This is a genomic window from Nitrobacter vulgaris (assembly GCF_031453995.1).
Lineage (GTDB): Bacteria > Pseudomonadota > Alphaproteobacteria > Rhizobiales > Xanthobacteraceae > Nitrobacter > Nitrobacter vulgaris.
Map to the genome: position 1 here is coordinate 68,733 of NZ_JAVDPZ010000001.1, position 15,320 is coordinate 84,052.

The following is a 15,320-nucleotide window of genomic DNA, read 5'->3' on the forward strand; positions in this document are numbered from 1 at the left end:
GAGACTAGAGTACGATGTCCGTTCGCCGCCTGGCACCGAAAGAACAACAGCCCGAGTGTTTCGCCTTCAGCGAGGAAAACCTCGCATGGGCCAAAAAGCAGATCGCGCAATATCCGAAGGGCCGCGAAGCCTCCGCATCCATCGCTATCTTGTGGCGCGCGCAGGAGCAGAATGGCGGCTGGATCTCCGAGGCAGCGATCCGCGTCGTCGCTGACATGCTCGACATGCCCTACATCCGGATGCTGGAAATCGCGACCTTCTACACGATGTTCCAGTTGCAACCGGTCGGCAAAAAGGCTCACATTCAGGTCTGCGGCACCACGCCTTGCCGGCTGCGGGGCGCTGAGGACATTCTCGCCGTCTGCAAAAGCCGCATCCATCACGAGCCGTTTCATCTTTCGAAGGATGGCGACTTCTCGTGGGAAGAGGTCGAGTGCCTCGGTGCCTGCGTCAACGCGCCGATGGTATTGATCTGGAAGGACACTTACGAAGATTTGACGAAGGAGAACTTCGGCAAGGTGCTGGACGGGTTTGCCTCGGGCCAGCCGCCGAAGCCCGGTCCTCAGATCGACCGCCAGTTTTCCGCGCCGGTCGGCGGTCCGACCACATTGAATACGGCGGCTGCGAAAGGCGAGGGAAGATCGCGCGGCGGTGTTCAGCCGGCATTGACGGATGCGGACGCCAAGAAGCCGACCGATTCCGCGAGCCGGCGGGAAAGCCCTGCGCCGAAGCCGCCCGCCGATGACGCGACCAAAAAGGGCAAGACCTGATGCTCGACGACAAGGATCGCATCTTCCGAAATCTCTATGGTCTCGATGACTGGCGGCTGGCCGGCGCGCGCCGCCGTGGTGCGTGGGACGGCACCAAAGCGATCGTCGACAAGGGCCGCGACTGGATCGTCAGTGAGATGAAGGCCTCGGGCCTGCGTGGCCGCGGCGGGGCCGGATTCCCGACCGGCATGAAATGGTCCTTCATGCCGAAAGACAACGCCGACGGCCGCCCGAGCTATCTCGTCGTCAATGCCGACGAGTCCGAGCCCGGCACCTGCAAGGACCGCGAGATCATGCGGCACGATCCGCATCTGCTGATCGAAGGTTGTCTGTTGGCCGGCGTCGGCATGGGTGCCCATGCTGGCTATATTTACATTCGCGGTGAATTCATCCGCGAGCGCGAACATCTTCAGGCCGCCATCGACGAGGCCTACGAGGCCCGGCTGATCGGCAAGGATAACATTCATGGCTTCCCGTTTGATCTCTACGTCGCACATGGTGCAGGGGCCTACATCTGCGGCGAGGAGACGGCGCTGCTGGAGAGCCTCGAAGGCAAGAAGGGTCAGCCTCGGCTGAAGCCGCCGTTCCCGGCCAATGTCGGTCTTTACGGTTGCCCAACCACGGTGAACAACGTCGAGTCGATCGCGGTGGCGCCGGATATCCTGCGCCGCGGCGCGGCCTGGTTCGCCGCCATCGGCCGACCCAACAATGTCGGCACCAAGCTGTTTTGTGTTTCGGGCCACGTCGAGCGCCCCTGCAATGTCGAAGAGGCGATGGGGATCACGTTCCGCGAATTGATCGATACCCATTGCGGTGGCATCCGCGGCGGCTGGAACAATCTCAAGGCAGTCATTCCGGGCGGCTCGTCGGTGCGCATGGTGCCGGCTGAGCAGATCATCGATACGCCGATGGATTTCGACAGCCTCAGCAAGCTGCGCTCCGGCCTCGGCACCGCGGCGGTCATCGTCATGGACAAGTCGACCGACTTGATCCGGGCGATCGCGCGCATTTCCTATTTCTACAAGCACGAGAGCTGCGGTCAGTGTACGCCGTGCCGGGAAGGGACCGGCTGGATGTGGCGGGTGCTGACCCGGATGGCTGACGGCCGCGCCCACAAGCGCGAGATCGACATGCTGCTCGAAGTCACCAAGCAGGTCGAGGGTCACACCATCTGCGCGCTGGGTGATGCGGCGGCCTGGCCGATTCAGGGTCTCATCGCGCATTTCCGGCACGAAATCGAGGCGCGCATCGACCAGTATTCGCACAAGGCCGACCGCGACGATCAGGGCATCCTCGATCCCGCCCATATGGTTGCGGCGGAGTAGAGCCATGACGAAGCTTATCATCGACGGCAAAGAGATCGACGTGCCGGCAGAGTATACGCTCTTGCAGGCGTGCGAGGCCGCCGGCGCCGAGATTCCACGCTTCTGCTATCATGAGAGGCTGTCGATCGCCGGCAACTGCCGGATGTGCCTTGTCGAAGTGAAGGGTGGTCCGAAGCCGGTCGCGAGTTGCGCCTGGGGCGTACGCGATTGCCGTCCCGGTCCCAACGGTGAACCGCCGCAAATCTCCACGCGATCACCGATGGTGAAGAAGGCGCGCGAAGGCGTGATGGAGTTCCTGCTGATCAACCATCCGCTTGACTGTCCGATCTGCGATCAGGGCGGCGAGTGCGATTTGCAAGATCAAGCGATGGGGTACGGCGTCGATACTTCGCGTTTCGCCGAGAACAAACGCGCGGTCGAAGACAAGTATCTCGGTGCACTGGTCAAGACTTCGATGAACCGCTGCATCCAGTGTACGCGCTGCGTTCGCTTCTCCGCCGAGATATGCGGCGCGCCGGAAATGGGCGCGACCGGCCGCGGCGAGGACATGGAGATCACGACCTACCTCGAAAGTGCGCTCACGTCGGAATTGCAAGGCAACCTCGTCGATATCTGTCCGGTCGGCGCTTTGACATCGAAGCCCTACGCATTCGCCGCCCGGCCATGGGAGCTCGGAAAGACTCAATCCATTGACGTCATGGACGCGGTTGGCTCAGCCATCCGCGTCGATACGCGCGGACGCGAGGTGATGCGCATCTTGCCGCGCTTCAACGGTGCCGTGAACGAGGAGTGGATCTCGGACAAGACCCGCCACATCGTCGACGGGCTTCGCACCCAGCGGCTCGATCGCCCCTACATTCGCGAGAACGGCGCGTTGCGCCCGGCCTCGTGGCCGGAAGCATTCAAGGCGATTGCTGCGAAGGTGAAGGGGACCGACGGAAAGCGGATCGGCGCGGTTGCCGGCGATCTTGCTGCTGTCGAGGAATTGTTCGCGCTTAAGGATCTGCTGTCAAAACTCGGCTCGGTCAACATGGCGGTGCAGGGAGGCGACGCCTTCAATCCCGCGCGGGGGCGGGCGTCCTACATCTTTAACCCAACCATCGCCGGCATCGAGCAGGCCGACGCGCTGCTGATCGTCGGGTCCAACCCGCGCAAGGAAGCGGCGATCCTCAACGCGCGCATCCGCAAGCGCTGGCGGACGGGTCAGCTCAAGATAGGTGTGATCGGAGAGCGAGCCGATCTGACCTACGAGTATGACTATCTCGGCGCCGGCGCAGATTCGCTTGCGGACCTCGCTGCGGGGAAGAACAAGTTCCTCGATGCACTAAAGGGCGCCAATTATCCGATCATACTGGTCGGCGGTGCTGCAACGTCCCGGCCTGACGGCGCGGCAATTCTCGCGGCAGCGGCCAAACTTGCCGTTGATATCGGTGGGCTGAACGACGACTGGAACGGATTTGCCGTTCTTCACGATGCGGCGTCGCGGGTAGGCGCGCTGGACCTCGGCTTCGTGCCGGGGAAGGGTGGTTTGAACGCAGGGCGGATGACTGCGCCGGGCGGGCTCGACGTTTTGTTTTCGCTCGGCGCAGACGAGATCAAAGTGCCGGACGGGGTATTCGTCGTCTATATCGGAACACACGGCGATGCCGGCGCTCACCGCGCGGACGTCATTTTGCCAGGCGCAGCCTACACCGAAAAGACCGGCATTTATGTCAACACGGAAGGCCGGGTCCAGATGGCGAACCGGGCGAGCTTCCCGCCCGGCGAGGCGCGAGAGGACTGGGCGATCATTCGTGCGCTGTCCGAAATGCTAGGCAAGACCCTGGGTTATGACTCGCTGGCCGCCCTGCGGCAGGCGATGTTCAAGACAGTGCCGCATCTGATGCGGATCGACCAGATCGAGGCCGGCGATATCCGCGCGATCAAAGATCTGGTGGGCAAGGGCGGCAGTATCGAGAAGTCGCCGTTCAAGCCTGCGATTGACGACTATTATCTGACCAACCCGATCGCGCGGGCCTCGGCCGTGATGGCCGAATGCTCGCGGCTTGCGTCGGGTCGTATGCTGACGGCAGCGGAGTAAGCGTGATGGCCGATTTCTTCGCAATGCCATTATGGACGGACTTTCTCTGGCCCCTGATCGTGATGGTGGCGCAGAGCCTGCTGCTGCTCGTCGTTCTGCTGATAGCAATCGCCTACATTCTGCTCGCCGACCGAAAAATCTGGGCCGCGGTGCAGATCCGGCGAGGTCCCAATGTTGTCGGACCGTGGGGTCTGTTTCAGTCGTTCGCCGATCTTCTGAAATTTGTGCTGAAGGAACCGATTATTCCCTCCGGCGCCAACAAGGGCGTGTTCCTTCTGGCGCCGCTGGTCTCCTGCGTGCTGGCGCTGGCGGCGTGGGCGGTGATCCCGGTCAATCTGAACTGGGTCATTTCCGACATCAATGTCGGGATTCTCTACATCTTCGCGATCTCGTCGCTGTCGATTTACGGCATCATCATGGGCGGCTGGGCGTCGAACTCGAAATATCCGTTTCTCGCCGCTTTGCGTTCGGCGGCGCAGATGGTCTCCTACGAGGTGTCGATCGGTTTCGTCATCATCACGGTTTTGCTTTGCGCAGGTTCACTGAACCTCTCTGCCATCGTCGAGGCGCAGCATACCCGCGGGTTGGCCAGCCTGATCGGATTGCCGTGGCTGACGTTCCTGAACTGGTACTGGCTGCCGCTGCTGCCGATGTTTGTAGTGTTTTACGTTTCGGCTTTGGCCGAGACCAATCGCCCGCCGTTCGATCTCGTCGAGGCGGAATCCGAACTCGTCGCGGGCTTCATGGTCGAGTACGGCTCGACGCCGTATCTGTTGTTCATGCTCGGCGAGTACGTCGCGATCACCACCATGTGCGCGATGGGAGCGATCCTTTTCATGGGCGGCTGGCTGCCGCCGGTCGACTTGCCACCGTTCAACTGGGTGCCTGGCGTCGTCTGGTTCTCGCTGAAACTGTTTTTTATGTTCTTCCTGTTCGCGATGGCGAAGGCGATCGTGCCGCGCTACCGCTATGATCAACTGATGCGGCTCGGCTGGAAGGTGTTTCTGCCGCTGTCGCTGGCGATGGTGGTGATCGTAGCTGGCGTGTTGCAGTTCGCTGGCATCGCGCCGAATTGAGATTTGTCATGAGTATCAATGCAACAGCCCGTTCGCTCCTGCTGACCGAATTCATCTCGGCGTTTTTCCTCACTATGAGGTATTTCTTCAAACCGAAGCCGACCATCAACTATCCCTTCGAGAAGAATCCGATCTCGCCACGCTTCCGCGGTGAGCACGCGCTGCGCCGTTATCCAAACGGCGAGGAGCGTTGCATCGCCTGCAAGCTGTGCGAGGCGATCTGCCCTGCGCAGGCCATTACCATCGAGGCCGGTCCGCGCCGCAACGACGGCACCCGCCGCACAGTGCGGTACGACATCGATATGGTGAAATGCATCTATTGCGGGTTGTGCCAGGAGGCCTGTCCGGTCGATGCGATCGTCGAAGGGCCGAATTTTGAATTCGCGACCGAGACCCGCGAGGAGCTTTATTATGACAAGGCCAAGCTGCTCGCCAACGGCGACCGCTGGGAACGTGAGATCGCGAAAGCGATCGAACTTGACGCGCCGTATCGGTAAGGTGGGTATGTTCAATCGCATTGTAGTATGGGGCGTTGCCTCCGTTCTCCCGCCCCGACAAGGGGGGAGGGGGTGTGTTCTCCGCGTGGCAAGGTTGCAACTGGCTGGCGGAGGTATCGCATGATCCTTCCAGCGCTGTTCTTCTATCTGTTCGCCGGCGTGTGCGTTGCATCTGCCGCGATGGTCATTTCGTCGCGCAATCCCGTGCACTCGGTGCTGTTCCTCATTCTGGCGTTCGTCAACGCCGCCGGTCTGTTCATCCTGTTAGGCGCGGAATTTATCGCGATGATCCTCATCGTGGTCTATGTCGGCGCGGTCGCGGTGTTGTTCCTCTTCGTCATCATGATGCTGGACGTCGACTTCACCGAATTACGAGAGGGCTTTCTTGAATATTTGCCGTTCGGTTTGGTGATCGCAGCGATCTTTTTGCTGGAACTGCTGCTCGTTGTCGGGGGCTGGACCCTCAATCCGACGGTCACGAAATCGATCACGGCGGCCATTCCGGGCGACGTCAGCAACACCGAGGCGCTCGGTCTCGTGCTCTACACGAAGTACATTCATTATTTCCAGCTCGCCGGCATGGTGTTGCTGGTGGCCATGATCGGCGCCATCGTCCTGACGCTGCGACACAGGGCCAGCGTCAAGCGTCAGGATATCAATGTCCAGAACGCGCGGACTCCCGAGATGGCTATGGGCGTGCGCCAGGTTGCCTCGGGGCAGGGATTGCAGGACGCTGACTCAGCGGAGTGGGTGAAATGACAATCGGCCTCGGACACTATCTGGCGGTTGGCGCGATCCTTTTCACGCTGGGGACTCTCGGCATCTTTCTCAATCGCAAGAACATCATCATCATCCTGATGTCGGTGGAATTGATTTTGCTGGCCGTCAATATCAACCTGGTGGCTTTTTCGGCGTTTTTGGGCGACATCGTCGGACAGGTGTTTACGCTACTAGTGCTCACGGTTGCCGCGGCCGAGGCGGCGATCGGCCTTGCTGTTCTCGTTGTGTATTACCGCAACCGCGGTTCGATCGCGGTTGAGGACGTCAATCTGATGAAGGGCTGAAGCATGATCCGGAAAAGTGAGGACCGGCTTTCTCCGGCCAATGGATGCATTGGTTGCGAGATCATGCTTCGTGAGGTGGATGCATGATCGAGGCAATCGTCTTCTTGCCGCTGATCGGCGCGATCCTCGCCGCGCTGATTGCATTGGTGGGCGCGCATGGGCGCAATCCCAGCGGTGATTCAGTCGATCATCACGACGACCATGGTCATGCTCACGCGGCGGCTGTGCATGATGAACATGGGCACGGTGACGCCCACGGTCACGACGACCATCATGTCAGCGAGCCTCCGGCTGCTGGATCGCGCGCCGCCGAACTGATCACGACCGCGTTTTTGATTGCATCGGCAGTCCTGTCATGGGCGACGCTGGTCGACGTCGGCTTCATGCATCATGACGCACGGATTGCGCTCTTCTCCTGGATTTCCTCCGGCGATCTTCAGGTGGGTTGGTCGTTACGGGTGGATACGCTGACGGCGGTGATGCTCGTTGTCGTCACCACGGTGTCGTCGCTGGTGCACTTCTATTCCATCGGCTACATGGACGAGGATCCCAACCGGCCGCGATTTTTCGGCTATCTGTCGCTGTTCACCTTCGCGATGCTGATGCTGGTGACGTCGGACAACCTGGTCCAACTGTTCTTCGGTTGGGAAGGCGTCGGTCTCGCTAGCTATCTGCTGATCGGATTCTGGTATCAGAAGCCGTCGGCTAATGCGGCGGCGATCAAGGCGTTCGTGGTCAACCGTGTCGGAGACTTCGGCTTTTCGCTCGGCATTTTCGCGGTGTTCATGCTGATCGGTTCGACTGATTTCGACACCATCTTCAGCGCGGCGCCGGGCTTGGCCGGGACGAAGGTTCACTTCCTTGCCTGGGACGTCAACGCCCTGACTTTAATCTGCCTGTTGCTGTTCATGGGCGCCATGGGCAAGTCGGCCCAGTTCCTGTTGCACACCTGGCTGCCCGACGCCATGGAAGGACCAACACCAGTATCGGCACTAATTCACGCAGCGACCATGGTGACGGCGGGGGTGTTCATGGTGGCGCGGCTGTCGCCCCTGTTTGAACTGGCGCCGGATGCGCAGGCTTTCGTGATGTTCATCGGTGCGACCACGGCGATCTTCGCGGCGACGGTCGGTCTCGTGCAAAACGACATCAAGCGCATCGTGGCGTATTCGACCTGCTCGCAGCTCGGCTACATGTTCGTGGCAATGGGAGCAGGAGCCTACACCGTTGGAATGTTCCACCTGTTCACTCACGCCTTCTTCAAGGCGCTGCTGTTCTTGGGTTCGGGATCGGTGATTTATGCGATGCATCATGAGCAGGACATCCGCAATATGGGTGGTCTGAAGGATCGCATTCCTTATACCTACTTCGTGATGGTGATCGGTACGCTGGCGCTGACAGGATTTCCGCTGACGGCGGGTTATTTTTCAAAGGACGCGATTATCGAATCCGCCTATGTGTCTCACAACCCCTTCGCGTACTACGGTTTCCTCATGACCGTGGTTGCTGCCGGCCTGACCTCCTTCTATTCGTGGAGGTTGATCTTCAAGACCTTCCACGGCCGGCCTCACGATCAGGCGCACTATAAGGCTGCGCATGAAAGCCCGATCTGGATGCTAATTCCGATCGGAATTCTTGCCGCGGGCTCGATCCTCGCAGGCTTTCCCTTCAAGGAACTATTCACCGGGCACGGGGTCGAAGAGTTCTTCCGGGAATCCGTGAAGATGCATCCGCACATCCTTGAGGAAATGCACCATATTCCAAAGGCAATCGCCTACCTGCCGACGGCGATGATGATTTTGGGGTTTGCGGTGGCGTGGCTGTTCTATATCCGTCGCCCCGACGTGCCGGTCCAACTCGCCCGCGAGCACCCGATGCTCTACCAGTTTCTGCTCAACAAGTGGTACTTCGACGAGCTCTATGAGGTGATCTTCGTGCGTCCGGCCAAGTGGCTTGGTCGCTTTCTGTGGAAGAAGGGCGATGGCTTCGTCATTGACGGATTCGGCCCCGATGGCGTCTCGGCGGGTGTGCTTGATGTCACCCGCAATGTCGTCAGGCTACAGACCGGCTACCTTTATCACTATGCGTTCGCAATGCTGATGGGCGTCGCCGGCCTGATCACCTGGTTCATGTTCTCGGGAGGCCGGTAAGAATGACGACCTGGCCCATTCTGTCTGTCACGACCTTTCTGCCGGCGGTCGGCGCGGTTCTGATTTACGTGATGGCTCGTGGCAGCGACGAAGCCGCCAACCGCACCGCGCGCTGGATTGCGCTGTGGACTACGATCGTCACCCTCGCGGTGTCGCTGATCCTGGTTGCGCGCTTCGATCCAACCGATACGGGATTCCAGTTCGTCGAGCAGGCGACCTGGCTTGCCACCGGCATTCGCTACCACATGGGCGTCGATGGCATCTCGCTGCCGTTCGTCATTCTCACCACGGCGTTGATGCCGCTATGCATCATCGCAAGCTGGAAATCGATTACCCGTCGCGTGCCTGCCTACATGATGGCGTTTCTGCTTCTGGAAACGCTGATGACTGGCACGTTCTCGGCGCTCGACCTGCTGCTGTTCTACGTATTCTTTGAAGGCGGCCTCATCCCGATGTTCCTGATCATCGGGATCTGGGGCGGTCCGCGCCGGGTCTATGCCACCTTCAAGTTCTTCCTCTATACGCTGCTCGGCTCGGTTCTGATGCTACTGGCCATCATGGCGCTCTACTGGAATGCAGGAACGACCGACATTCCGACGCTGATGCGCACATCCGTTCCGTACAATCTGCAGATGTGGGCGTGGCTTGCCTTCTTTGCATCGTTCGCGGTCAAGATGCCGATGTGGCCCGTGCACACCTGGCTTCCGGATGCACATGTCGAAGCACCCACGGCGGGATCGGTGATCCTTGCAGCTATTTTGCTGAAGATGGGGGGCTACGGCTTCCTGCGCTTTTCGCTGCCGATGTTTCCGCTTGCGTCGCATGACTTCGCGCCGCTGGTCTTCGTTCTCTCCGCTGTCGCGATCGTCTACACCTCGTTGGTGGCCCTGATGCAGGAGGACATGAAGAAGCTGATTGCTTATTCGTCGGTAGCTCACATGGGATTCGTGACCATGGGAATTTTTGCCGGCACCATGCAAGGAGTTCACGGCGGCGTATTCCAGATGGTGTCGCACGGGATCGTGTCGGGCGCGCTGTTTCTCTGTGTCGGTGTGGTTTATGACCGAATGCACACGCGCGAGATCGCGTCCTATGGCGGGCTTGTCAACCGGATGCCCCTTTATGCGATGGTGTTTCTCGTCTTCACGATGGCCAATGTCGGACTGCCCGGAACGTCCGGATTTGTCGGGGAATTCCTTGCGCTGATCGGCACCTTCAAGGTCAACATTCCCACAGCGGTCGCGGCAACGCTCGGCGTGATCCTGTCAGCCGCCTACGCTTTGTGGCTCTATCGCAAGATCGTGTTCGGGGCGCTGGTCAAACCGTCGCTTGCGACCATTAAGGATCTTACTTTCCGCGAGGGCTTGACGCTGGCGCCGCTTGTGGTGCTGACGATCCTGTTCGGCGTTTATCCGAAGCCGGTGCTCGATTTCTCGGCGGCTTCCGTACAAAATCTTGTCAATAATTACGCAAGCGCGACCGCCGCCATCAAGGCTGCGGCGCTGCCATGATCGCGGCAGGTCAGGGATGCCAGCTATGATGTTTGAGGCCGCTGGGTATCAACTGCTTCCCGTATTGCCGGAAATTATTCTGGCGGTCGGCGCGATGGTGTTGCTGTTGATAGGGGCATGGTGCGGCCAGCGTGCAGCCGGCCTCGTGACCGGTCTTGCGATCTGTTTTCTGATCGGGACCGGCGTGATTGAGTATCTGTTGCCGCACGGCAGGCTGATGACGTTCGGCGGCAGCTTCATCGTCGATGAGTTCGCTCGGTTTCTGAAGATACTTGCCTTGCTCGGCTCTGCGGCGACGCTCGTTCTGTCCCGGGAGTTTCTCGAGGACCAGTCCCGTCGGATGTTCGAGTTCGCAATTCTGGTGATGCTTTCGACGGTCGGCATGATGGTGCTGATTTCGGCGGCCGACCTGATCATGCTGTATCTCGGGCTCGAATTGATGAGCCTTGCGCTCTACGTGGTAGCGGCGAGCAACCGTGACAACGTCAAGTCAACCGAAGCGGGTTTGAAATACTTCGTCCTTGGCGCTCTGGCGTCCGGGATGTTGCTGTATGGCGCTTCGCTAATCTATGGCTTCACGGGAACGGTCAGCTTTGCTGGCATTGCAGCCGCTGCGAAGACCGGTAGCATCGGCGTTGTGTTCGGCCTTGTCTTTCTGCTGGCTGGCCTTTGCTTCAAGGTGTCGGTGGTGCCATTCCATATGTGGACGCCCGATGTCTATGAAGGAGCGCCGACGCCGGTCACGGCATTCTTCGCCTCGGCGCCGAAGATCGCGGCGATGGCTGTGTTTACCCGCGTGGTGCTGACGGCATTCTCCGGGGTCGTCGCCGAGTGGCAGCAGATCGTGGTTTTCGTGGCGATCGCGTCCATGGCGCTGGGGTCGTTCGGCGCGATCGGACAACGCAACATCAAACGCCTGATGGCTTATTCGTCGATCGGCCACATGGGTTTTGCACTGGTCGGTCTTGCTGCCGGCACGGTCGAAGGCGCGCAGGGCGTCGTGCTGTATCTGGTCATCTATACCGTGATGACGTTCGGGGCCTTTACTGTCATTCTCGCGATGAGCCGTAACGGTCAGGCCCTGGAGCAGATCAGCGATTTCGCGGGGCTATCGCGAACCAATCCGCTGCTGGCTTTTTTCTTTGCGATGCTGCTGTTTTCGCTCGCCGGAATCCCGCCGTTGGCCGGTTTCTTTGCCAAATTCTATGTTTTCAGCGCGGCCATCAAGGCGGGACTGTTTGCCCTATCCGTGATCGGCGTCATCACCAGCGTCGTCGGTGCGTTCTACTATCTCAACGTGATCAAGATGATGTATTTCGACGAGCAGGCCGAGGCGACAGACGCGGTGCACATCGAATTGCGTTCGGTGGTGGCGGCGACGGCGCTTTTTAACATGCTGTTCTTCGTGTATCCGGGACCCTTGGTCAGCGCAGCCACGGCGGCTGCGAAATCATTGTTCTAATGGCATTCTCGCTCGGTCCACGAGCTGCATCGGCTGGTTACCGACTCGCGGTTTTTGACCGCATCGGCTCGACTAACACCGAAGCGCTGGTGCGTGCGCGAACGGGCGAGACCGGTCCGATCTGGCTGGTAACGGCGGAGCAAACCGCGGGACGCGGTCGCCGGCAGCGTAGCTGGATCTCCCCTCAGGGCAATCTGGCCAGCAGCGTACTGGAGGTTATCGATACCTCGCCTGCCGTAGCGGCGACCCTAAGTTTTGCGGCAGGGTTGGCGCTCGAGGCTGCGCTTCAAGCAGTCAGCCTTGAAGCGCGCATGAGATCTCCAGTTTCGGAGAAGGTGACATTTCATTTGAAATGGCCGAATGACGTGTTGGCAGGTGGGAGGAAACTCGCGGGAATCCTGCTGGAGGCCGAGATGGTCGCACATGACCGTCTGGCCGTTGTTGTCGGCATAGGCACCAACGTGGTTGCTGCGCCTGAGGGAATGCCGTATCCGGCGGTTGCGCTGAGGGACCTCGGCATCGACATCGGCGCGGAGGATTTATTTCGCGCGCTGAGCGAGGCTTGGGCTGAATTTCGTGCGATCTGGGACATGGGTCGTGGCTTTGGCGAGATCAGGCGCCTGTGGCTCGATCGGGCGGCCGGCGTCGGCCAACAGGTCTCGGTCCAGTCCGGCCCGTCAACGGTATCCGGCCTGTTTGATACCATCGACAAAAACGGTTGTTTGATCGTTGCGACCTCCGACGGTACGCGAGTTGCCGTCTCCGCCGGTGATGTGCATTTCGGCACGGCAGCCTCGATCGGAGCAACATGATAGCGCGGCCTGATGAGTTGCTGTTCGCCCCGCTCGGCGGCGTGGGTGAGATCGGCATGAACCTGTCGATCTACGGGCTCGGTAATCGTCATCAGCGCAGCTGGCTAGCGGTCGATCTCGGTGTATCCTTCGGCGACGAGGAACATTTGCCGGGCATAGATCTCATCATGCCGGACATCCGGTTTCTCGAACAGGAACGAAAGAACCTCGTCGGTCTGGTGCTGACGCACGCCCATGAGGATCACTTCGGCGCAATCATCGATTTGTGGCCGCGTCTGAGATGCCCGATCTACGCGACCAAATTCAGCGCGGCTTTATTCGAGGCCAAATGCGCCGCTGAACGCAATTCGCCCGACATCCCTGTGACTATCGTACCTTCGGGAGGGCGTATCGGGATCGGTCCCTTTGGCGTGGAATTCATTCCGGTGGCGCACTCGATTCCGGAATCCCATGCCCTTGCGATCCATACGGAAGCTGGAATTGTTGTGCATACCGGCGATTGGAAGATCGATCCGACGCCCATCATCGGCCCGCCGACCGACGAACGGCGCTTTCGCGAACTAGGCGACGAGGGCGTGCTGGCGCTGATCGGCGATTCGACCAACGCGGTGCGGGATGGGCGTTCGCCGTCTGAAATCGAAGTCGCCAAAACCATCGCGGAATTGGTGAAGGCCGCCAAGGGCCGAGTTGCGGTGACAACGTTTGCGTCCAACGTCGGACGGCTGCGCGCGGTGGCCGATGCCGCGCGTGAGGCAGGACGCGAGGTCGTGGTGGTCGGCCGTGCAATGGCGCGCGTGGTGCAAGTCGCGCGCGAGACCGGGCATATGGACGGGGTACAGGATTTCCGTAGCGCCGAAGTCTATGGCCACCTTCCAGCGGACAAAGTATTGGCGTTGTGCACGGGCAGTCAGGGCGAACCCAGGGCGGCACTTGCCCGCATCGCCCGGGACGATCATCCGGAGGTGACGCTGAACGGTGGCGACACCGTGATCTTTTCCTCACGCACCATTCCCGGCAATGAGAAAGCCGTCGGCGCTATCATCAACGGTCTTGTGGCGCAGGGCATCAAGGTCATTACCGATCGCACCCGACTTGTTCATGTGTCCGGCCATCCACGCTGCGACGAGCTGCGGGACATGATTTCCTGGGTTCGTCCACGTCTGCTGATCCCGGTGCACGGCGAGGCTTTGCATCTCTCCGAACATGCGCAGTTGGCGCGTGCTTCAGGCGTGCCGAAAGTTCTGATCTGCAAGAATGGCGATCTGGTCCGGCTTGGGCCAGGAGACCCAGGCATCATCGATGAATTGCCGTCAGGGCGGCTTTACAAGGATGGCTCCATCCTGGAGGATTCAAAGTCGCGCGCGGTCGTCGAGCGGCGGCGCATGGCATTTGCCGGCTGCGTGTTCGTGGCAATTGCTGTCACGGACAAAGGTGAACTGGTTGAGGATCCCGAAGTTGATCTCGTTGGCATACCGGAGAAGAATATGGCCGGCGAGATACTCGACGACATCGTTTTCGACACGGTAGTCTCGACGGTGAAAGAGTTGCCGCGGACGCGGCGGCGCGATCCGGATGCGATGGCCGAGTCAGTGCGCCGCGCGGTGCGGGCAGCAGTCGCGGAAGAGTGGGGCAAGAAGCCGCTCTGCTATATTCACGTTCTGGTGATTTAGAGCCTTTCCGCTTCTGATGGAATCAGAAGCGTGGCTCCATGATTTTGATCTGACGCGTTTTCTTCACGCGAACCGGTATCCACTTCGCTCGAAAACGCTATAGTACAGTGGATTAACGTCTCCCCTTGACGGTGTTTCCCGGACATGGAGGTGGATGTGATGCAGGTGCGACGAAACTAAATCCAACCATTGCATTGCGGGATGACATGCTGGGTAGGCTCAATCATGTGGCTATCGCCGTCAGAGATGCTGAAAAGGCGGCAAAGATTTACGGCGTCGCCTTCGGCGCGGAAATTTCTGCCGCGCTGCCGTTGCCCGAGCATGGGGTGATCACAGTGTTCGCGGTTCTGCCAAATACGAAGATCGAGTTCATTCAGCCGCTCGGCGAGACGTCTCCGATTGCGAAGTTTGTCGAGCGTAATGCGGATGGCGGTATTCACCATGTCTGCTATGAGGTTCCTGACATCGTCGCGACTCGTGATATTCTCATAGCAGAGGGCGCGCGCGTTCTCGGCGACGGCGAGCCCAAGATTGGTGCGCATGGCAAGCCGGTGCTTTTCTTCCATCCGAAAGACTTTTCCGGCGCGCTTGTCGAGATCGAGCAATCCTGATGGTTTCCGCAATTTTCTCCGGTGTTGCGATCTATTTTGTCTTCTGGTGGATAACGCTGTTTCTGATGCTGCCGTTCGGCGTGCGAAGCCAGCATGAAGACGGCGAGCATGCTCCGGGCACCGATCCCGGAGCCCCTGTGCGGGCGTTGATGCTGCGCAAAGTGATTTGGACTACGATTATTTCACTGACGCTCTATGGTATCGCGGCCTGGTCGTATTATTCAGGCCTGCTGAATGTGGCGCGGTTGTCGCGACTGATGGGTTTTTCGGATTAGCTTTCGCGAAGCACTGC

General features: G+C 59.8%; 14 protein-coding genes. All 14 read left to right on the forward strand.

The genetic code is table 11. From position 1 onward, the window contains the following. Window positions 1–14 precede the first annotated feature (14 nt). The 14 genes from nuoE (at window position 15) to GGQ85_RS00425 (ending at window position 15,303) form a co-directional block, all read left to right on the forward strand. Window positions 15–770 (forward strand): NADH-quinone oxidoreductase subunit NuoE, encoded by a 756-nt coding sequence (gene nuoE / locus GGQ85_RS00360; RefSeq protein ID WP_309772643.1) that lies wholly within the window; start codon window positions 15–17, stop codon window positions 768–770. Next, complete coding sequence (nuoF, locus tag GGQ85_RS00365; protein WP_309772644.1) at window positions 770–2,095, forward strand: NADH-quinone oxidoreductase subunit NuoF; 1,326 nt, start codon at window positions 770–772, stop codon at window positions 2,093–2,095. The genes nuoE and nuoF overlap by 1 nt, the downstream gene beginning before the upstream one ends. Before the next feature lie 4 nt (window positions 2,096–2,099). Then, window positions 2,100–4,175, forward strand: coding sequence for an NADH-quinone oxidoreductase subunit NuoG (gene nuoG, locus GGQ85_RS00370; RefSeq protein ID WP_309772646.1), 2,076 nt, complete (start codon window positions 2,100–2,102; stop codon window positions 4,173–4,175). Window positions 4,176–4,180: 5 nt separating this feature from the next. Next, window positions 4,181–5,251, forward strand: a complete 1,071-nt coding sequence (gene nuoH, locus GGQ85_RS00375) for an NADH-quinone oxidoreductase subunit NuoH (RefSeq protein ID WP_309772648.1) — start codon at window positions 4,181–4,183, stop codon at window positions 5,249–5,251. A gap of 8 nt (window positions 5,252–5,259) precedes the next feature. Beyond that, window positions 5,260–5,748: an NADH-quinone oxidoreductase subunit NuoI gene (gene nuoI / locus GGQ85_RS00380; protein WP_079446677.1), complete on the forward strand. Its 489-nt coding sequence runs from the start codon at window positions 5,260–5,262 to the stop codon at window positions 5,746–5,748. 120 nt (window positions 5,749–5,868) lie between these two features. Then, window positions 5,869–6,507 carry an NADH-quinone oxidoreductase subunit J gene (locus GGQ85_RS00385; RefSeq protein ID WP_309772651.1) on the forward strand — a complete coding sequence of 213 codons (639 nt, stop codon included), beginning with the start codon at window positions 5,869–5,871 and terminating at the stop codon, window positions 6,505–6,507. Beyond that, the gene (gene nuoK, locus GGQ85_RS00390) at window positions 6,504–6,812 is read left to right on the forward strand and encodes an NADH-quinone oxidoreductase subunit NuoK (protein ID WP_079446675.1); all 309 of its coding nucleotides are present in this window, start codon (window positions 6,504–6,506) and stop codon (window positions 6,810–6,812) included. Before GGQ85_RS00385 ends, nuoK begins: the two co-directional genes overlap by 4 nt. 83 nt (window positions 6,813–6,895) lie before the next feature. Then, entirely contained in the window at window positions 6,896–8,962 is a 2,067-nt protein-coding gene (gene nuoL / locus GGQ85_RS00395) for an NADH-quinone oxidoreductase subunit L (RefSeq protein WP_309772654.1), read from the forward strand. 2 nt (window positions 8,963–8,964) lie between these two features. Next, window positions 8,965–10,473, forward strand: a complete 1,509-nt coding sequence (locus GGQ85_RS00400; RefSeq protein WP_079446673.1) for an NADH-quinone oxidoreductase subunit M — start codon at window positions 8,965–8,967, stop codon at window positions 10,471–10,473. Window positions 10,474–10,498: 25 nt separating this feature from the next. Beyond that, window positions 10,499–11,935, forward strand: coding sequence for an NADH-quinone oxidoreductase subunit NuoN (gene nuoN, locus GGQ85_RS00405; RefSeq protein WP_309772656.1), 1,437 nt, complete (start codon window positions 10,499–10,501; stop codon window positions 11,933–11,935). Further along, entirely contained in the window at window positions 11,935–12,747 is an 813-nt protein-coding gene (locus GGQ85_RS00410; RefSeq protein ID WP_309772658.1) for a biotin--[acetyl-CoA-carboxylase] ligase, read from the forward strand. Before nuoN ends, GGQ85_RS00410 begins: the two co-directional genes overlap by 1 nt. Then, window positions 12,747–14,417 carry a ribonuclease J gene (locus tag GGQ85_RS00415; protein ID WP_309772888.1) on the forward strand — a complete coding sequence of 557 codons (1,671 nt, stop codon included), beginning with the start codon at window positions 12,747–12,749 and terminating at the stop codon, window positions 14,415–14,417. Before GGQ85_RS00410 ends, GGQ85_RS00415 begins: the two co-directional genes overlap by 1 nt. A 206-nt stretch (window positions 14,418–14,623) precedes the next feature. Beyond that, window positions 14,624–15,028, forward strand: coding sequence for a methylmalonyl-CoA epimerase (mce, locus tag GGQ85_RS00420; protein WP_079446670.1), 405 nt, complete (start codon window positions 14,624–14,626; stop codon window positions 15,026–15,028). Further along, complete coding sequence (locus GGQ85_RS00425; RefSeq protein ID WP_079446669.1) at window positions 15,028–15,303, forward strand: DUF1467 family protein; 276 nt, start codon at window positions 15,028–15,030, stop codon at window positions 15,301–15,303. The genes mce and GGQ85_RS00425 overlap by 1 nt, the downstream gene beginning before the upstream one ends. The last annotated feature ends 17 nt before the right edge of the window (window positions 15,304–15,320 follow it).

Coding starts and splice junctions, on each gene's coding strand:
- nuoE (WP_309772643.1), top strand. CDS start 15: ATGTCCGTTCGCCGCCTGGCACCGAAAGAACAACAGCCCGAGTGTTTC.
- nuoF (WP_309772644.1), top strand. CDS start 770: ATGCTCGACGACAAGGATCGCATCTTCCGAAATCTCTATGGTCTCGAT.
- nuoN (WP_309772656.1), top strand. CDS start 10,499: ATGATGTTTGAGGCCGCTGGGTATCAACTGCTTCCCGTATTGCCGGAA.
- nuoI (WP_079446677.1), top strand. CDS start 5,260: ATGAGTATCAATGCAACAGCCCGTTCGCTCCTGCTGACCGAATTCATC.
- GGQ85_RS00425 (WP_079446669.1), top strand. CDS start 15,028: ATGGTTTCCGCAATTTTCTCCGGTGTTGCGATCTATTTTGTCTTCTGG.
- nuoG (WP_309772646.1), top strand. CDS start 2,100: ATGACGAAGCTTATCATCGACGGCAAAGAGATCGACGTGCCGGCAGAG.
- nuoH (WP_309772648.1), top strand. CDS start 4,181: ATGGCCGATTTCTTCGCAATGCCATTATGGACGGACTTTCTCTGGCCC.
- GGQ85_RS00385 (WP_309772651.1), top strand. CDS start 5,869: ATGATCCTTCCAGCGCTGTTCTTCTATCTGTTCGCCGGCGTGTGCGTT.
- mce (WP_079446670.1), top strand. CDS start 14,624: ATGCTGGGTAGGCTCAATCATGTGGCTATCGCCGTCAGAGATGCTGAA.
- GGQ85_RS00410 (WP_309772658.1), top strand. CDS start 11,935: ATGGCATTCTCGCTCGGTCCACGAGCTGCATCGGCTGGTTACCGACTC.
- nuoK (WP_079446675.1), top strand. CDS start 6,504: ATGACAATCGGCCTCGGACACTATCTGGCGGTTGGCGCGATCCTTTTC.
- nuoL (WP_309772654.1), top strand. CDS start 6,896: ATGATCGAGGCAATCGTCTTCTTGCCGCTGATCGGCGCGATCCTCGCC.
- GGQ85_RS00400 (WP_079446673.1), top strand. CDS start 8,965: ATGACGACCTGGCCCATTCTGTCTGTCACGACCTTTCTGCCGGCGGTC.